Below are 15,350 nucleotides of genomic sequence, written 5' to 3' on the forward strand. Positions count from 1 at the left end.
CGTCGCGCAGTATCGCGACGAACTCGAAAGCATCGTCGACACGTTGCGCGTCGAGAAGAACCGCCAGAAGGACGACGCGATTAGCGCGCTGAACGGGATGCTGTCGACCACGGCGACCGCGATCGCGTTCGCCGCCGTCCGCTGCGACGACGAGCCGGTCGAGACGCTCGACCAGGACGACCGCTGCTACCGCGCGGTGACGAAGGCGCTGCAGGCGCACGACGACGTGGTCGCGATCTACAACAGCGGCGCCGGCTCGGCCGGCATCGAAGCGGCGCTGCGCAAGGCCGGCGCGGCCGGCCGCGTCGTGTGGATCGGCCACGAGATGATCGACCTGCACCGCACCTTCATCGAATCCGGCGCGATGGATCTCGCGATCGACCAGGATCCGGACGGCCAGGTGATTTCCGCACTGCAGCACGTGCTGCATGCGTGCGGGATCGTCGAACAGCCGCCACCGGCCGATCCGGTCGAATTCCGCGTGTTCTGTCCGGCAAACGTGCGGACGAGCGCGTACCTGCCGGCCTGAATTCGAACGCCCGGCACACCGTCTGTCGCGCCGCACGCGCATTGCAAAAAAATCGACCGCCGCATTGGCGATTTTTCGTCAACGTTTGTCATGCAGCCCGCGCCGCGCCTCCGTACATTGGGCAGCCCATCCCATGACAACGGTAGACAGGAGACGATGGCTGAACCGATCCTCATCGGCGTGAACCTCGACGGCGTGCTCGAACACGATGGCCTGCCGTTGCCCACGCCCGCCGAACGCTTTCGGATGGTCGCCGGCGCCGTTGTGTTCGACTACGTCGAAAAGAACCCGGCGCGCGGCGAGGACCTGTCGCCGTATTTCGCGCTGGTCGAACGTCATGCGCTGCCGATTCGCGTGATCGGCGGCATCTGGTGCGCGGGCCGTGACGAAGCGCACGTCGCCGAGATCGTCGACGCGGGCGCGCGCTTCGGCAGCACGGTGCTCAACTGCCAGCTGCATGCGCGTCACGCGAGCGGCCATCCGCTGTCCGATCGCGAGGTCGCCGATTTCTACCTGCGGACCTATGAGCGCGGCGAGCCGGCCGGCTGCCTGCCGAGCCTCGAAGTGCACGTCGACATGTGGAGCGAGGATTTCACGCGTGTCGCACGCGTCGCACGGCTTGTCGAGCAGGCCGGCGTGCCGTTCCGGATCACGCTCGATCATTCGCACCTGCTGTTCAAGATCGGCAACCACACCGAACTCAATGCATCGGGCATCCGCGACGCGGCCGACGGCGGCCGGCGGTTGCTCGACCCTGCATCGCCCGACGCCCTCTACGCCGACTGGATCGCGTGCGGCTGGGTCCGGCATGCGCATGCCCGCAGCGTGATGCCGAACAATCCGGACAACCCGTGGATGCGCCGCGCCGACGGCAGGCCCGGGCGCGGCATCCAGTATCCGTTCGTTGCCCCCGCACCGGGCACCTATCACGGCGCATGGCGCGCTGAGGCGCTCGACACGTGGAAGGCCGCGCTTCGGCAGTTGCTGCACGCGCAGGCCCACGCACAGCCGGCGCGCGTCGAGCAGATCAGTTGCGAATTCATCCCGTTTCCCGACTACGGCGGCGGCGCGCGCTATTCGATCTTCGACAACAACGTCGCATGCGCGCATTGGCTGCGCGACACGTGGCACGCCGTCGCCGCGCCGCCGGCAGCCGACGTCGCACACACCGGCACCTGATTCGATCCCCGCCCCCCTCGAGACCCAAGGACAGAACGATGACGCAAGCCTTCCATTTTTCGCTGAACCGGATGAGCGCCCCGCGCTTGCCGTTCGACCGTTACGTCGCGCTGTGCCAGCGCCTCGGCGTCGACACGATCGAGATCCGCAACGATCTCGACGGCGCCGAGATCGCCGACGGCACGCCGGCCGCCACCGTGCGCGCAACGGCCACAGCCGGCGGCGTGACGATCCTGACGATCAACGCGCTGCAGCGCTTCGAGCAATGGAACGCCGAGCGCGCGGACGAGGCGACCGTGCTGGCCGACTACGCGGCGCAATGCGGCGCGCGCGCGCTGGTGCTGTGCCCGACCAACAGCCGCGGCGACACGCGCAGCGCGGACGTGCGCCACGCGGATCTCGTGAAGGCGCTGAAGGCGCTCAAGCCGATCCTCGACGCGCGCGGCCTGCTCGGCTTCATCGAGCCGCTCGGCTTCGAGGAATGCGCGCTGCGCCGCAAGTCGGATGCGGTGAAAGGCATCTACGACGCGGCGGGCGAACAGGTGTTCCGGCTCGTGCACGACACGTTCCACCATCACCTGTCGGGCGAGGACATCTTCTTCCCGACCCTGACGGGCCTCGTGCACGTCTCGGGCGTCGAGGAGGACGACCTGCCGGTCGACCGGATGCGCGACGGCCATCGCGTGCTGGTCGGCGGCGCCGACCGGCTCGGCAATATCCGGCAACTGCGCGAACTGCTCGCGCGCGGCTACCGTGGCGCGTTCTCGTTCGAGCCGTTCGCGCACGAAATCGCCGAGGCCGACGACATCGAGGACCGGCTGCGCGCGAGCATCGACTACGTGCGCGGCGAACTGGCGAATCAATGAGCGCCGCCGCGGTGCACGGCCAACTGAAGCCGCGCACCGGCGCATATCCACGAAATCAACAGGAGAACGGAATGATCGAATTCGCGTTGTTCGGCGCGGGACGGATCGGCAAGATCCACGCGGCGAATCTCGCGCGCCACCCGGGCGCGAAGCTGAAATACGTCGTCGACCGGCATGCGCCGTCGGCCGAAGCGCTGGCCCACGCGCACGGCGCGCAGGTGGCTGACGTCGAGCGCGCACTCGGCGATCCGGCTGTCCGGGCGGTCGTGATCGCGTCGAGCACCGACACGCATGCGGACCTGATCGTCGCGGCCGCGAATGCGGGCAAGGCCCTATTCTGCGAGAAGCCCGTCGACCTGAGCGTCGAGCGCTCGCGTGCGTGCGCGGACGCCGTCCGGCGCAGCGGCGTGACCTGCATGATCGGCTTCCAGCGCCGCTTCGACCCGACGTTCGCCGCGCTGAAGGCGCGCGTCGAGCGCGGCGAGATCGGCGCGCCGGAAATGCTGGTCGTCACGAGCCGCGACCCGGGTGCACCGCCCGTCGACTACATCCGCAGTTCGGGCGGCATCTTCAAGGACATGCTGATCCACGACTTCGACGTGTTCCGCTGGATTCTCGGCGACGAAGCGCAGACGCTGCACGCGACCGGCAGTTGCCTGACCGATCCGGCCGTGCAGGATGCGGGCGACATCGATTCGACGGCCGTGACGATCCGCACGCGGCGCGGGCTGCTGTGCCAGATCAACACGTCGCGGCGCGCCGCGTACGGCTACGATCAGCGCTTCGAGCTGCTCGGCAGCAACGGGATGCTGCAGGCCGGCAACGTGCGGCCGACCGAGGTGAGCGCGTGGCTCGCGGCCGGCATCGCGACGGACGTGCCGGAGCCGTTCTTCCTCGAGCGCTACCGGCACGCGTATGCGGCCGAAATCGCGCACTTCGTCGACGCGCTGCGCGACGGCACGCCGGTCCGCACGACGATCGACGACGGGCTCGCCGCGCTCGAACTCGCCGAGGCCGCGATGACTTCGTGGAAAACGGGGCGCGTAATCGAGCTGTGACGTCACCGGCGACAGGCGGTGATAAGCAGTGACAAGCGGCGACAGGCGGCGGCGAACCGCGCAAGCGAGCCGCCGCCGGACGATCGGCACCCCACCCGGACGAGACGCAGTCAGCGCGCGACCGCGTCGGGAAAATTTGCCGAAGCGTCGCGCGGCGTGTGCGTGAATGCACGTATGATGGCGAATTGATCTGTGTCGCCGACATCCCGCTTTTTCACCACCATGCTCGATCACCTCATCTGCGACTGCGACGGCGTGCTCGTCGACAGCGAAATCATTGCCGACCGCGTCCTGCTCGACACGCTGTCCGCCACGTTCCCGAATCTCGATTTCGAAGCCGCCGCCAAGTCGGCGTTCGGCCAGCAGACGTCGCGCTTCCTGGCGGGCATCGAATCCCGCTTCGGGATCGAGATGCCGGCCAACTTCATCGAGACCATCGAGCACAACATCGAGCGTGCGCTCGCGCAATCGCTCGCGCCGATCTCCGGCGTGCGCGACGCGCTGCTGAAGGTGAGCCTGCCGGCTGCCGTCGTGTCGAACAGCCGGCTCGCGCGCGTGCGCAGCTCGCTGAAGCGCGCGGCGCTCACCGAGATCTTCGGCGATCGCGTGTTCAGCTCCGAGCAGGTGGCGCGGCCGAAGCCCTACCCCGACGTCTACCTGCATGCGGCGCACACGCTCGGCGTCGCGCCGGAGCGCTGCATCGTCGTCGAGGACAGCGTGTCGGGATTGAATGCCGCGCGGGCGGCAGGCATGAAGACGATCGCGTTCGTCGGCGCGAGCCACATCCCCGACAACTACGCGGACGCGCTGCGCGCGATGGGCATCACGCGGATCATGCGCAAGATGGACGAACTGCCGGCGCTCGTCGGAGCCGGCATGCGCGGCGAATTCGGGGACGTACAGTCCTGATGGTCGTGCCGGCCCGATCAGGCTGATCGGGCCGATCCGGCGTGCACCGGTTCATGCACGCCGCGCAACGGGCGCGCGAACGCGCCCGCCTTCCCCTTCCCCGCACTCAGGCCGGTTCGCAGCAGCGCTCGCGCGCGGCGGCCAGCGCCTCGCGGAACTCGACGAGTTCCGCGATCGTCAGCATCGGCAGCCCGTGCTGTTGCGCGAAACGCTCGACCTCGTCGCCGCGCGTCATCGTGCCATCCGGATTCATCAGCTCGCACAGCACGCCGGCCGGCTTCAGGCCCGCGAGGATCGACAGGTCGACCGTGCCTTCGGTGTGACCGCGGCGCGCCAGCACGCCGCCCGGTTGCGCACGCAACGGAAACACGTGACCCGGGCGCACGATGTCGTGCGGCTTCGCGCCTTCGGCGATCGCCGCGCGGATCGTCGTCACGCGATCGGCCGCCGATACGCCCGTATGCACGCCTTCGCGCGCCTCGATCGACACGGTGAACGCGGTGCCGTTGCGGCTCTCGTTGGTCTGCACCATCGGCGGCAGCTCGAGCGCACGCACGGTGTCGTCGGTCAGGCACAGGCACACGATGCCGCTGCATTCGCGGATCAGCAGCGCCATCGTCTCGGGCGTGATGCGCTCGGCGGCAACGATCAGGTCGGCTTCGTTCTCGCGGTCGTGGTCGTCCTGCAGCACCACGGCACGGCCGGCGCGCATCGCTTCGAGCGCGGCGGCGATGCGCGGCGGCACCGGTTCGGAATCCAGCAACGGGAGATCGGCAAAGGCGTCGGCGGGGGCCGACGAAACGGACATCAAGGACATGTGAAACGCTCCTCGCAAATACGATTTGGGCGAAAAACGTTTCAGGGCATTGCAAACAGACAGAACGACAACCCGCTTCGCACACATGGCGAAGCGGCCCTGACGGACATGACTATCTGCACATCTTCTCTCATCCGGACTATGACCGTCGGCTCTGGCATTCGACCAGATCTGCTGACCCCGCGCAAATGCGCGGGCGCTCGCGGGCTCGCCGGCTTACGCCAGCCTACCGCCGGTGGGGAATTTCACCCCGCCCTGAAGACGCACTGATTGCCGGATGGGCCAACCCCATCGACGGCGGGCCAAGCATACAACAGCTGCGCGCTCGGCGCAGCGAACACGGCCTAAAACCTTACTGACGACCCCGTCTAACGGCATCGTCCAAACGGCCGACGGACGACCCGCGTTCTCGTCCGAAGGCGAGCACGCGAGCCGCTTCCGTGCGGCCTGCGTTGCGCGGTCAGCCGGCCGCGTGCGCGGCATGTGCCGCGTGCGCCGCATCGGGCACGAGCCAGCGCGGCGGCACCTCGGGGCTCACCGTCACGCGAAATGCACGCGCTTCGCTGTCGCCCGGGTTGCGCAGGCTGTACGGCTGGTCGGCATCGAACACGATCGCGTCGCCGGTCGCGAGCAACTGGCGGCGGTCGTGCACGCTGACTTCGAGCGTGCCCTCGCTGACGACGAGGTTGACCGTCGTGCCGGGCGCGCGGCGGGCGCCGGGCTCCGTATGCAGCGGCGCGATCCGCAGCTCGTGGAACTCGGCCGCGGCCGGCTCGCCTTCCGGGTACAGCGCGCGTGCCGAGAAGCGGCCGTTCGAGCTGACGACCCGCGACGCACGCTCGGCCGCCAGATGCTCGAAGCCGTTCACCGCATGGCGGCGCAGGAAGGCGGCGACCGATACCTTCAGCGCCGCGGCGATCTTGCAGAGCACCTTGATCGACGGCACGCTGCGCGCCGACTCGATCTGCGCGAGCATCGCGCGCGACACGCCGGACAGCCGCGCGAGCGCATCGAGCGACAATTGCCGCTCGGCACGCAACCGCGCGAGGTTCACGCCAACGACCTGTTCGAGCACGTCGAGCGACGCGGACGCCCGCGCATCGGCGGCGTTGCCGGATTCGAAGGAAGACACGTCGCGCACGAGCGCCAGGGATGAAGACATAGCATTGCCTCCGGGCCGCGGTGCAGCCCTGCGAATGGGGTAAGCCGGGATCGGAATCGGGTTGCGCCAGCAACGGCGCGTATCGAGACGCTATCACCCGGTCTTGCACCGGCAAACGAAGTTATCTTCACACCGTTATCAGCATCGCGGAGGAATGCGTTCCTCGCGAACCTTTTCCTGCCGCTATCGCGTCGTGCGGGCGCCGCGCGTTGCACCGCTCATTGCGCCGCCGGCGCCGTGCCGCGCGCCGGCCCGCGCGCGTCGAGCCGCATCGCGAACCACGTGACGACGAGCGCCGCGAACGTCACCGCGACGGCCACCCAGGGCAGCGCATCGAGCGCCAGGCCGTGCTCCAGCGCAACGCCGCCAAGCCACGCGCCGAGCGCATTGCCGACGTTGAACGCGCCGATGTTCAGCGTCGATGCGAGATGCGGCGCGCTCGCGGCCCTCTCGACCACGTGCGCCTGAAGCGGCGGCACCGTCGCGAATGCGGCGATCCCCCATACGAACACGGTGACGGCCGCCGCGACCGGATGGTGGCTTGTCCTGGCGAACACGACCATCACGGCCATCAGTGCGACGAGGATCGCGATCAACGACGGCATCAGCGCGCGGTCGGCGAGCTTGCCGCCGAGCGTGTTGCCGATCGTCAGCCCCGCGCCGAACAGCACGAGGATCAGCGCGACCGCGCGCGGCGAATAGCCCGACACGGACTGGAGAATCGGCGCGATGTACGTGAACACGACGAACACGCCGCCGAAGCCGAGCACGGTCATCAGCAGCGCGAGCCACACCTGCGGCTCCTTCAGCACGCGCACTTCTTGGCCGAGGCCGACCGGCCCGCTGTCGTGGCGGTTCGGCACCAGCGCGGCGACGCCGCCGAGCGACAGCACGCCGAGCGCGGCGACGATCCAGAACGACGCGCGCCAGCCGAGCAGCTGGCCGACGAAGGTGCCGAACGGCACGCCGAGCACGTTCGACAGCGTGAGTCCCGTGAACATCAACGCGATCGCGCTCGCGCGCTTGTCGGCCGGCACGAGCGACGCGGCGACCACCGCGCCGATCCCGAAGAACGACCCGTGCGCGAACGACGTGACGACCCGCGCGACCATCAGCATCGCGTAGCCGGACGCGGTCGCGCACAGCACGTTGCCGACGATGAAGATCGCCATCAGCCACTGCAGCGCGGCCTTGCGCGGCATGCGGCTCGTCAGCACCGCGAGCAGCGGCGCGCCGGCCGCGACGCCGAGCGCGTAGCCCGTGACCAGCAGGCCGGCCGACGGCAGCGACACGGCCAGGTCGCGCGCGACTTCGGGCAGCAGGCCCATGATGATGAACTCGGTGGTACCGATGGCGAAGGCGCTGATCGCAAGCGCCAGTAACGGAATGGGCATGAGGTTCTCCGGAAGGCGGCGGACGCGGCGCCCGGGCGGTGCCGCACCGCACAAAAGGCAGGACGTGCGCATTGTCCCGAAGATGCCGATATTTGATAATTGGCGTGGCATTTGAACCATTTTCAAATATTTCTGGAAAATCGCATGGATCGACTGGGCGATATCCGGCTGTTCGTCGAGGCGGCCGAACTGGGCAGCCTGTCCGCCGCCGGGCGCAAGCTGAACCTCACGCCGGCCGCCGCGAGCGCGCGCCTGGCGAAGCTCGAGGCGGCGGTCGCCACCCGGCTGTTCGACCGTTCGACCCGGCAGTTGCGGCTCACCGACGAGGGGCGCCTGTACCTGAACGGCTGCCGGCAGGCATTGCAGGCGCTCGACGACGCGAACGCGCTGTTGCAGGCCGGCCGCAACGTCGTCGGCGGCCGGGTGCGGCTGTCGGCGACGTCCGATTTCGGCCGCCGCCGGCTGCTCGACTGGCTCGACGAATTCACCGCGCGCTACCCGGACGTGACGTTCTCGCTGACGGCGTCCGACTCGACGGTGAACCTGTGGCAGGACGAGATCGACCTCGCGATCCGCTTCGCGGCGCCGCCCGACGGCGCGCTGATCGCCCGCCGGCTCGCCGCGGACCGGCGCGTGCCGTGCGCGGCGCCGTCGTTCATCGAACGTCACGGCGTGCCGAGTGACCCGCACGATCTGGCCCGTTTCCCGTGCAACGTGATCACGGTGGCGTCCGGCCCGATGAACACGTGGCGCTTCACGCGCGGCGACGACACCCAGACCTGCACGGTGCCGCTCGCCACCGCGTTCGAGACCAACGACGGCGGCCTCGCCCGCGAGTGGGCGCTGCGCGGCCGCGGCATCGTGCTGAACTCGATCTGGGATGTCGCCGACGACATCCGCGCCGGGCGGCTCAAGGTCCTGCTGCCGGACTGGCGGCACCAGAGCGCGCCGCTGCACGCGATCTATCCGGGCAAGCGCTACATGGCGCCGCGCGTGCGCGTGCTGCTCGACTTTCTCGCCGAACGCTTCGCGCGCGAGGAAGCCGCGCACGAAGACCTGCTGAACGCGTGCCGCTGACGGCCGGCGCATTCACGCCAAGGGGTCGGAACCTGGCGGACGGCGTCGCGCGGCCGCAACCCGCCGCCCGTCCCCGCCAGCATGAAAAGCTATAATGAAAGGCTTTCCCGACGGCTTTTCATACTGGCTGCGCGCCATCCGCGTGCAGCGCACGGCCGTCCCGATTCACCTTATCGACGACGCCCCCAGGTCAACCACTGCGAACGGCGAACCCCCATGACCAAGAAAGTTTACGTAAAGACCTTCGGCTGCCAGATGAACGAGTACGACTCGGACAAGATGGTGGACGTGCTGAATGCGGCCGAAGGCCTCGAAAAGACCGATACGCCGGAAGACGCGGACATCATCCTGTTCAACACCTGCTCGGTGCGTGAAAAGGCGCAGGAGAAGGTGTTCTCCGATCTCGGCCGCGTGCGCGAGCTGAAGGAAGCGAAGCCCGGCCTGCTGATCGGCGTCGGCGGCTGCGTCGCAAGCCAGGAAGGCGCATCGATCGTGTCGCGCGCGCCTTACGTCGACCTCGTGTTCGGCCCGCAAACCCTGCACCGCCTGCCGCAGATGATCGACGCGCGCCGCGAGAGCGGCCGTGCGCAGGTCGACATCTCGTTCCCCGAAATCGAGAAGTTCGACCACCTGCCGCCCGCGCGCGTCGAGGGGCCGAGCGCGTTCGTGTCGATCATGGAAGGCTGCTCGAAGTACTGCAGCTACTGCGTGGTGCCGTACACGCGCGGCGATGAAGTGTCGCGCCCGCTCGACGACGTGCTGACCGAAGTGGCCGGCCTCGCCGACCAGGGCGTGCGCGAAGTCACGCTGCTCGGCCAGAACGTGAACGCGTATCGCGGCGCGCTGGCGGCCGGCTCGTCGGAAATCGCCGATTTCGCGACGCTGATCGAATACGTCGCCGACATCCCCGGCATCGAGCGGATCCGCTACACGACGTCGCACCCGAAGGAATTCACGCAGCGCCTGATCGACACCTACGCGAAGGTGCCGAAGCTCGTGAGCCACCTGCACCTGCCCGTCCAGCACGGCTCCGACCGCATCCTGATGGCGATGAAGCGCGGCTACACGGTGCTCGAATACAAGTCGGTGATCCGCAAGCTGCGCGCGATCCGCCCGGACCTGTCGCTGTCGACCGACATGATCGTCGGCTTCCCCGGCGAGACCGAGGACGATTTCGACAAGATGATGGCGCTCGTGCACGAGATGGGCTACGACACCAGCTTCTCGTTCATCTACAGCCCGCGCCCCGGCACGCCGGCCGCGAACCTGCATGACGACACGCCGCGCGACGTGAAGCTCAAACGCCTGCAACATCTGCAGGCGACCATCGAGGAAAACGTCGCGCGCATCAGCGAGTCGATGGTCGGGAAGGTCGAGCGGATCCTCGTCGAGGGCCCGTCGCGCAAGGACCCGAACGAACTCGCGGGCCGTACCGAGAACAACCGGGTCGTGAATTTCCCGGCGCCGCTCGCGTCGCACCCGCGCCTGATCGGCCAGATGATCGACGTGAAGATCAACCACGCCTACCCGCATTCGCTGCGCGGCGAGCTCGTGCTCGTCAGCGACGACGCGAGCGCGGCCACGCACTGACGCTCAACAGGAGCCCGACGCCACTTTGAAGCCGACCCAAGCACTGGAATTCGTCGCGCCGCGCGACGACAACGCGCGCCTCGCCAACCTCTGCGGCCCGCTCGACGAGAACCTGCGGCAGATCGAACAGGCGCTCGACGTCACGCTGTCGCGACGCGGCCACCGGATCGCGATCCGCGGGCGCGGCGCCAAGCTCGCGCTCGCCGCGCTCGAGAACTTCTACAACCGCGCGCGCGATGCGCTGTCGGTCGACGACATCCAGCTCGCGCTGGTCGAAGTGCGCCACACGTCCGGCAACGGCCGCCAGGACACGCTCGACGTGCGCTTTCGCGGCGACCCCGACCATCCGTTCGACGAGCCCGTCGTACAGCTCGACGCCAGCGAGCCGGACGAGGAGCCCGCGCCGAAGCTCTACACGCGGCGCGCCGACCTGCGCGGCCGCACGCCGGCGCAGCGCGAGTACCTGAAGCAGATCCTGTCGCACGACGTGACGTTCGGCATCGGGCCGGCCGGCACCGGCAAGACCTACCTCGCGGTCGCGTGCGCGGTCGACGCGCTCGAGCGCGACCAGGTCAAGCGGATCGTGCTGACGCGCCCGGCCGTCGAGGCCGGCGAGCGGCTCGGCTTCCTGCCGGGCGATCTCGCGCAGAAGGTCGACCCGTACCTGCGTCCGCTGTACGACGCGCTGTACGACCTGCTCGGCTTCGACAAGACGGCGAAGATGTTCGAGCGCCAGATGATCGAGATCGCGCCGCTCGCGTACATGCGCGGCCGCACGCTGAACCACGCGTTCATCATCCTCGACGAGGCGCAGAACACGACGCCCGAGCAGATGAAGATGTTCCTCACGCGGATCGGCTTCGGCTCGAAGGCGGTCGTGACCGGCGACACGAGCCAGGTCGACCTGCCGCGCGGCCACAAGAGCGGCCTCGTCGAGGCGCAGCAGGTGCTCGGCGGCGTGCGCGGCATCGCGCTCACACGCTTCACCAGCGCGGACGTCGTGCGCCATCCGCTCGTCGCGCGCATCGTCGAGGCGTACGACGAATTCCACGCGCAGCACCAGGACGGCTGACCGGCCGGCGGCACCCGTACGCCGCCCCGGCCCGACAGCCCGGCCCGGCCCGCCAGACGGCGCGCCGGGCTTTTTTTCGCCTGTGCGAATTCGGGTGCGATCGGCCGTTTGGTGTATCCTCAACGCGTCCTAATCGCCGTACGCGTCATGAAATCCTCCCGTTCCCGCAAGTCCGGGCGCGCCCAGCCGGCCGCGCCCGCCTCCCCCCGCCTGTCGCTGTTCGATGCGAAGGGCAAGGCCCGGACCGTCAACGCGCAAGGGCTGCGAATCGACTTCCCGGATGGCCGCAGCCTGATGTTCGACCTGTCGGGCAGTTCGGGAGAAGCCGCCGTCGCGATCGTCGCGCAGCACAACGATCCGGCCATGCGCGCGAAGCTCGCGCTGCAGCCCGAGCACTACGACAGCGTGACGCTGCACGTGGGCGCCGAGCCCGCCCCGCGCGAAGACGACGCCGAGGACGCGCTGCGCGAGCCAGAGCTCGACCTGTCCGTGCAATACGGTGACGAAATCACGAGCGACGTGCGCAAGACGCTGCCCAAGCGCAAGCTGATCGCCGAATGGATCGAGCCCGCGCTGTTCGCCAGCGCGCAGCTCACCGTGCGCTTCGTCGGCGAAGAAGAAGGCCGCACGCTGAACGCCGGCTACCGCCACAAGGACTACCCGACCAACGTGCTGACCTTCGCGTACGACGCGGCGCCCGACGGCACCGTGATCGGCGACCTCGTGCTGTGCTGCCCGGTCGTCGAGAAGGAAGCGCACGACCAGGGCAAGCCGCTCACGGCCCATTACGCGCACCTGCTGGTGCACGGCGCGCTGCACGCGCAGGGCTACGACCACGAGACGAGCGACGAGGACGCGGCCGAAATGGAAGCGCTCGAAGTCGACATCCTCGCGAAGCTGGGCTTTCCGAACCCGTACCAGTAAGCCCTTCGCACGATGCGCAACGCCGCGATGCTCCCGCCCGCCTACCCGCCGTCGATCGGCGACGGGCGCCTGCTGACGGAAGACGAGCTCGCGGCCTCGCTCGCGCATACGATGCGCGACTGGGATGGCCAGCAGGATCTCTGGCTGTTCGGCTATGGCTCGCTGATCTGGAACCCGGGGTTGCCGACCGTCGCCGCGGTGCGCGGCAAGGTGCACGGCTATCACCGCGGGCTCTACCTGTGGTCGCGCGTGAACCGCGGCACGCCTGAACGCCCGGGCCTCGTGCTCGCGCTCGATCGCGGCGGCTCCTGCTCGGGCATCGCGTTCCGGCTCGCCGGCCCAACCGCGCAACCGCACCTCGAAACGTTGTGGAAGCGCGAAATGCCGATGGGCTCGTACCGGCCCGCGTGGCTGCCGTGCTCGCTGGAAAGCGGCGAACGCGTGAACGCGCTCGCGTTCGTGATGCGCCGCGACGCGCCGACCTACACGGGCAAGCTGACCGATCCCGTCGTGAAGGAAGTGTTCAGCTGCGCGGCCGGCCGCTACGGCACGACGCTCGACTACGTGAGCCGCACGGTCGACGCGCTGCGCGCGAGCGGCATCCCCGATCGCGCGCTCGAAGGGCTGCTCGCGCGATGCCGGTGACGCGGCCCGGCGCCCGGCTTGCCGCCACACGCTGCCGCGCCGCATGCGCATTCGAACGAGGGCACGCCCGATGATGAAACCGTCACGCTGGTCGCGTTGCAGGATTGCCGCGCTGCTCGTTGCCGCGAGCGTCGCGCTGTCCGGCTGCGGCATCCTGGGCTGCGGCGGCGCCGCGACCAACGGCGCGGCCGCCGGCGGCTGCTCGGCCGGCATGCGGTTCTGAACCGCGGCGCGGCGACAAAACCCGCGTGCGTCAGAATGCCGCCCCAGGCCGCCTCCGCCGGACGTTTTCCCGCGTCACGGCGCCCCACCCCTTCCGCACCCGTTTTTTGCCGCCGCTGCCCCACCGCGCCTTTCTGGGATAGGATGGAACCGAGGACGATGTCGCGCCCGGCGCGGCCGTCCGCGAGCGGGGCCCGCGCGAGCCGCCCACCCTGGCCGTGCGGCCGGTGTGACACGGTCGCGTCGTGCCCTTGGTGTATCCTTGCCTACTCCGTGACCGCGCGCTCCGGCATGACCCGGGCGCACCACCATGAACGATTCGTATCCCAGTCGTAAGCTAACCGACAAACCGCAAGAAAAGCGCTCGCTGCTCGAGCGCCTGACCGACTTCATCTCGCCCGAGCCCGAATCCCGCGGCGAGCTGCTGGAAATCCTCCAGGACGCCCACGAGCGCAACCTGATCGACGCCGATTCGCTGTCGATGATCGAAGGCGTGTTCCAGGTATCCGACCTGTGCGCACGCGACATCATGGTGCCGCGCGCCCAGATGGACGCGATCAACATCGCCGACAAGCCCGAAGATTTCATCCCGTTCGTCCTCGAGAAGGCGCACTCGCGCTACCCCGTGTACGAGGAGAACCGCGACAACGTCATCGGCGTGCTGCTCGCGAAGGATCTGCTGCGTTTCTATGCCGAAGAGGAATTCGACGTGCGCGGGATGCTGCGCCCGGCCGTGTTCATTCCCGAATCGAAGCGCCTGAACGTGCTGCTGCACGACTTCCGCGTGAACCGCAACCACCTCGCGATCGTCGTCGACGAATACGGCGGCGTCGCGGGCCTGATCACGATCGAGGACGTGCTCGAGCAGATCGTCGGCGACATCGAGGACGAATACGACTTCGACGAGGAAGCCGGCAACATCATCTCGGGGCCCGACGGCCGCTACCGCGTGCGTGCGCTCACCGAGATCGAGCAGTTCAACGAGACGTTCGGCACCGATTTCCCCGACGACGAAGTCGACACGATCGGCGGGCTGATCACGCATCATTTCGGCCGCGTCCCGCATCGCGGCGAGAAGCTGCAGCTCGGCAACCTCGTGTTCGAGATCCAGCGCGGCGATGCGCGCCAGGTCCACGTACTGCTGGTGCGCCGCAATCCGCTCGCCAGCCGTCGCGCCGAAGCCTCGCACGAGGACTGACCGTCGCGCGCCAGCCGCGCGTTCCACAACCGCTCGCCCACTTCCGCTTCACATGGACGATCCGATCCTGTCCCGCCCGGCTGGCGGCCTGCTCGCGCCGACTCCCGGCCGCGCGCTGCCGCGCTGGCACTACCCGGCCGCACTGCTCGCCGGCGCAGCCAATACGCTCAGCTTCGCACCGACGCCGCATGGCGGCTGGCTGCAACTCGTCGTATTCGTCTGGTTTTTCGCGCAGCTCACGCGCACCGCAAGCTGGCGCAGCGCCGCGCTCACCGGCGGCGCGTTCGGCTTCGGCAACTTCATCACCGGCATCTGGTGGCTCTACATCAGCATGCACGTGTACGGCGAGATGGCCGCGCCGCTCGCCGGCGGCGCGCTCGTGCTGTTCTCGCTGTACCTGTCGCTGTACCCGGCGTTCTCCGCCGGGCTGTGGTCGTTCTGCGCGGGCCATGCGTGGCATCGCCGCGCGCCCGACCCGCGGCCGTTCTCGCCGACCTGGCACGGCGCATTCGCGTTCGCGAGCGCGTGGGCACTCGGCGAATGGCTGCGCGGCACCGTCCTCACCGGCTTCCCGTGGCTCGCCAGCGGCTATCCGCAGGTCGACGGCCCGTTCGCGGGCTTCGCGCCGGTCGCCGGCGTGTACGGGATCGCGTGGGTGCTCGCGCTGTTCGCCGCGCTCGTCGTGCAGGCGCTCGCCGCCGCCCGGCC

15 protein-coding genes, 1 pseudogene and 1 riboswitch are annotated in these 15,350 nt (G+C 68.9%); of the genes and pseudogenes, 13 read left to right on the plus strand and 3 right to left on the minus strand.

What is annotated here, in order from left to right:
- From G3N98_RS33565 to G3N98_RS33585, 5 genes are all read left to right on the plus strand, one after another.
- The coding region (locus G3N98_RS33565; protein ID WP_241026207.1) for a substrate-binding domain-containing protein at positions 1–529 on the plus strand (529 nt) is incomplete at its 5' end.
- 156 nt (positions 530–685) lie between these two features.
- Positions 686–1,708 (plus strand): xylose isomerase, encoded by a 1,023-nt coding sequence (locus G3N98_RS33570; RefSeq protein WP_206150572.1) that lies wholly within the window; start codon positions 686–688, stop codon positions 1,706–1,708.
- A 38-nt stretch (positions 1,709–1,746) separates the two neighbouring features.
- Complete coding sequence (locus G3N98_RS33575) at positions 1,747–2,574, plus strand: TIM barrel protein (RefSeq protein WP_206150573.1); 828 nt, start codon at positions 1,747–1,749, stop codon at positions 2,572–2,574.
- A gap of 71 nt (positions 2,575–2,645) precedes the next feature.
- Positions 2,646–3,632: an inositol 2-dehydrogenase gene (gene iolG, locus G3N98_RS33580; RefSeq protein ID WP_206150574.1), complete on the plus strand. Its 987-nt coding sequence runs from the start codon at positions 2,646–2,648 to the stop codon at positions 3,630–3,632.
- A gap of 222 nt (positions 3,633–3,854) precedes the next feature.
- The gene (locus G3N98_RS33585; protein ID WP_206150575.1) at positions 3,855–4,541 is read left to right on the plus strand and encodes an HAD-IA family hydrolase; all 687 of its coding nucleotides are present in this window, start codon (positions 3,855–3,857) and stop codon (positions 4,539–4,541) included.
- Between the two features lie 106 nt (positions 4,542–4,647).
- Here the strand turns inward: G3N98_RS33585 and ribB are convergent, their stop codons facing one another.
- From ribB to G3N98_RS33600, 3 genes are all read right to left on the minus strand, one after another.
- A complete protein-coding gene (gene ribB, locus G3N98_RS33590; RefSeq protein ID WP_175237379.1) occupies positions 4,648–5,358 on the minus strand; it encodes a 3,4-dihydroxy-2-butanone-4-phosphate synthase in 711 nt (236 codons plus the stop codon).
- Between the two features lie 118 nt (positions 5,359–5,476).
- Positions 5,477–5,625, minus strand: a riboswitch (FMN riboswitch).
- Between the two features lie 193 nt (positions 5,626–5,818).
- Positions 5,819–6,520, minus strand: coding sequence for an XRE family transcriptional regulator (locus G3N98_RS33595; protein ID WP_069248802.1), 702 nt, complete (start codon positions 6,518–6,520; stop codon positions 5,819–5,821).
- A 218-nt stretch (positions 6,521–6,738) separates the two neighbouring features.
- A complete protein-coding gene (locus G3N98_RS33600) occupies positions 6,739–7,914 on the minus strand; it encodes an MFS transporter (RefSeq protein ID WP_206150576.1) in 1,176 nt (391 codons plus the stop codon).
- Between the two features lie 144 nt (positions 7,915–8,058).
- Between G3N98_RS33600 and G3N98_RS33605 the strand changes: the two genes are divergently transcribed.
- The 8 genes and pseudogenes from G3N98_RS33605 to G3N98_RS33640 form a co-directional block, all read left to right on the plus strand.
- Positions 8,059–8,991, plus strand: coding sequence for a LysR family transcriptional regulator (locus G3N98_RS33605; protein ID WP_175237376.1), 933 nt, complete (start codon positions 8,059–8,061; stop codon positions 8,989–8,991).
- A 216-nt stretch (positions 8,992–9,207) separates the two neighbouring features.
- Positions 9,208–10,581 (plus strand): tRNA (N6-isopentenyl adenosine(37)-C2)-methylthiotransferase MiaB, encoded by a 1,374-nt coding sequence (miaB, locus tag G3N98_RS33610; protein ID WP_089426280.1) that lies wholly within the window; start codon positions 9,208–9,210, stop codon positions 10,579–10,581.
- A gap of 25 nt (positions 10,582–10,606) precedes the next feature.
- On the plus strand, positions 10,607–11,653 hold the full coding sequence (locus G3N98_RS33615; RefSeq protein ID WP_089426281.1) for a PhoH family protein: 1,047 nt from the start codon (positions 10,607–10,609) through the stop codon (positions 11,651–11,653).
- A 147-nt stretch (positions 11,654–11,800) separates the two neighbouring features.
- Positions 11,801–12,577, plus strand: coding sequence for an rRNA maturation RNase YbeY (gene ybeY / locus G3N98_RS33620; RefSeq protein ID WP_089431669.1), 777 nt, complete (start codon positions 11,801–11,803; stop codon positions 12,575–12,577).
- A 12-nt stretch (positions 12,578–12,589) separates the two neighbouring features.
- A complete protein-coding gene (locus G3N98_RS33625) occupies positions 12,590–13,222 on the plus strand; it encodes a gamma-glutamylcyclotransferase (protein WP_206150577.1) in 633 nt (210 codons plus the stop codon).
- Positions 13,223–13,292: 70 nt separating this feature from the next.
- Positions 13,293–13,445, plus strand: a complete 153-nt coding sequence (locus G3N98_RS33630) for a hypothetical protein (RefSeq protein ID WP_174972906.1) — start codon at positions 13,293–13,295, stop codon at positions 13,443–13,445.
- Between the two features lie 309 nt (positions 13,446–13,754).
- Entirely contained in the window at positions 13,755–14,642 is an 888-nt protein-coding gene (locus G3N98_RS33635) for a transporter associated domain-containing protein (protein ID WP_039360042.1), read from the plus strand.
- Between the two features lie 52 nt (positions 14,643–14,694).
- Positions 14,695–15,350, plus strand: a pseudogene (locus G3N98_RS33640) (apolipoprotein N-acyltransferase); the annotation flags it as partial.

The sequence above is a fragment of the Burkholderia sp. Tr-20390 genome (genome assembly GCF_017104595.1).
Taxonomy (GTDB): Bacteria; Pseudomonadota; Gammaproteobacteria; order Burkholderiales; family Burkholderiaceae; genus Burkholderia.

What these genes read in the sequence shown, in the direction of transcription:
- G3N98_RS33605 (WP_175237376.1), top strand. Translation starts at nt 8,059, where the DNA reads ATGGATCGACTGGGCGATATCCGGCTGTTCGTCGAGGCGGCCGAACTG.
- G3N98_RS33595 (WP_069248802.1), bottom strand. Translation starts at nt 6,520, where the DNA reads ATGTCTTCATCCCTGGCGCTCGTGCGCGACGTGTCTTCCTTCGAATCC.
- ribB (WP_175237379.1), bottom strand. Translation starts at nt 5,358, where the DNA reads ATGTCCTTGATGTCCGTTTCGTCGGCCCCCGCCGACGCCTTTGCCGAT.
- G3N98_RS33570 (WP_206150572.1), top strand. Translation starts at nt 686, where the DNA reads ATGGCTGAACCGATCCTCATCGGCGTGAACCTCGACGGCGTGCTCGAA.
- G3N98_RS33600 (WP_206150576.1), bottom strand. Translation starts at nt 7,914, where the DNA reads ATGCCCATTCCGTTACTGGCGCTTGCGATCAGCGCCTTCGCCATCGGT.
- G3N98_RS33630 (WP_174972906.1), top strand. Translation starts at nt 13,293, where the DNA reads ATGATGAAACCGTCACGCTGGTCGCGTTGCAGGATTGCCGCGCTGCTC.
- G3N98_RS33625 (WP_206150577.1), top strand. Translation starts at nt 12,590, where the DNA reads ATGCGCAACGCCGCGATGCTCCCGCCCGCCTACCCGCCGTCGATCGGC.
- G3N98_RS33635 (WP_039360042.1), top strand. Translation starts at nt 13,755, where the DNA reads ATGAACGATTCGTATCCCAGTCGTAAGCTAACCGACAAACCGCAAGAA.
- G3N98_RS33575 (WP_206150573.1), top strand. Translation starts at nt 1,747, where the DNA reads ATGACGCAAGCCTTCCATTTTTCGCTGAACCGGATGAGCGCCCCGCGC.
- miaB (WP_089426280.1), top strand. Translation starts at nt 9,208, where the DNA reads ATGACCAAGAAAGTTTACGTAAAGACCTTCGGCTGCCAGATGAACGAG.
- iolG (WP_206150574.1), top strand. Translation starts at nt 2,646, where the DNA reads ATGATCGAATTCGCGTTGTTCGGCGCGGGACGGATCGGCAAGATCCAC.
- G3N98_RS33585 (WP_206150575.1), top strand. Translation starts at nt 3,855, where the DNA reads ATGCTCGATCACCTCATCTGCGACTGCGACGGCGTGCTCGTCGACAGC.
- ybeY (WP_089431669.1), top strand. Translation starts at nt 11,801, where the DNA reads ATGAAATCCTCCCGTTCCCGCAAGTCCGGGCGCGCCCAGCCGGCCGCG.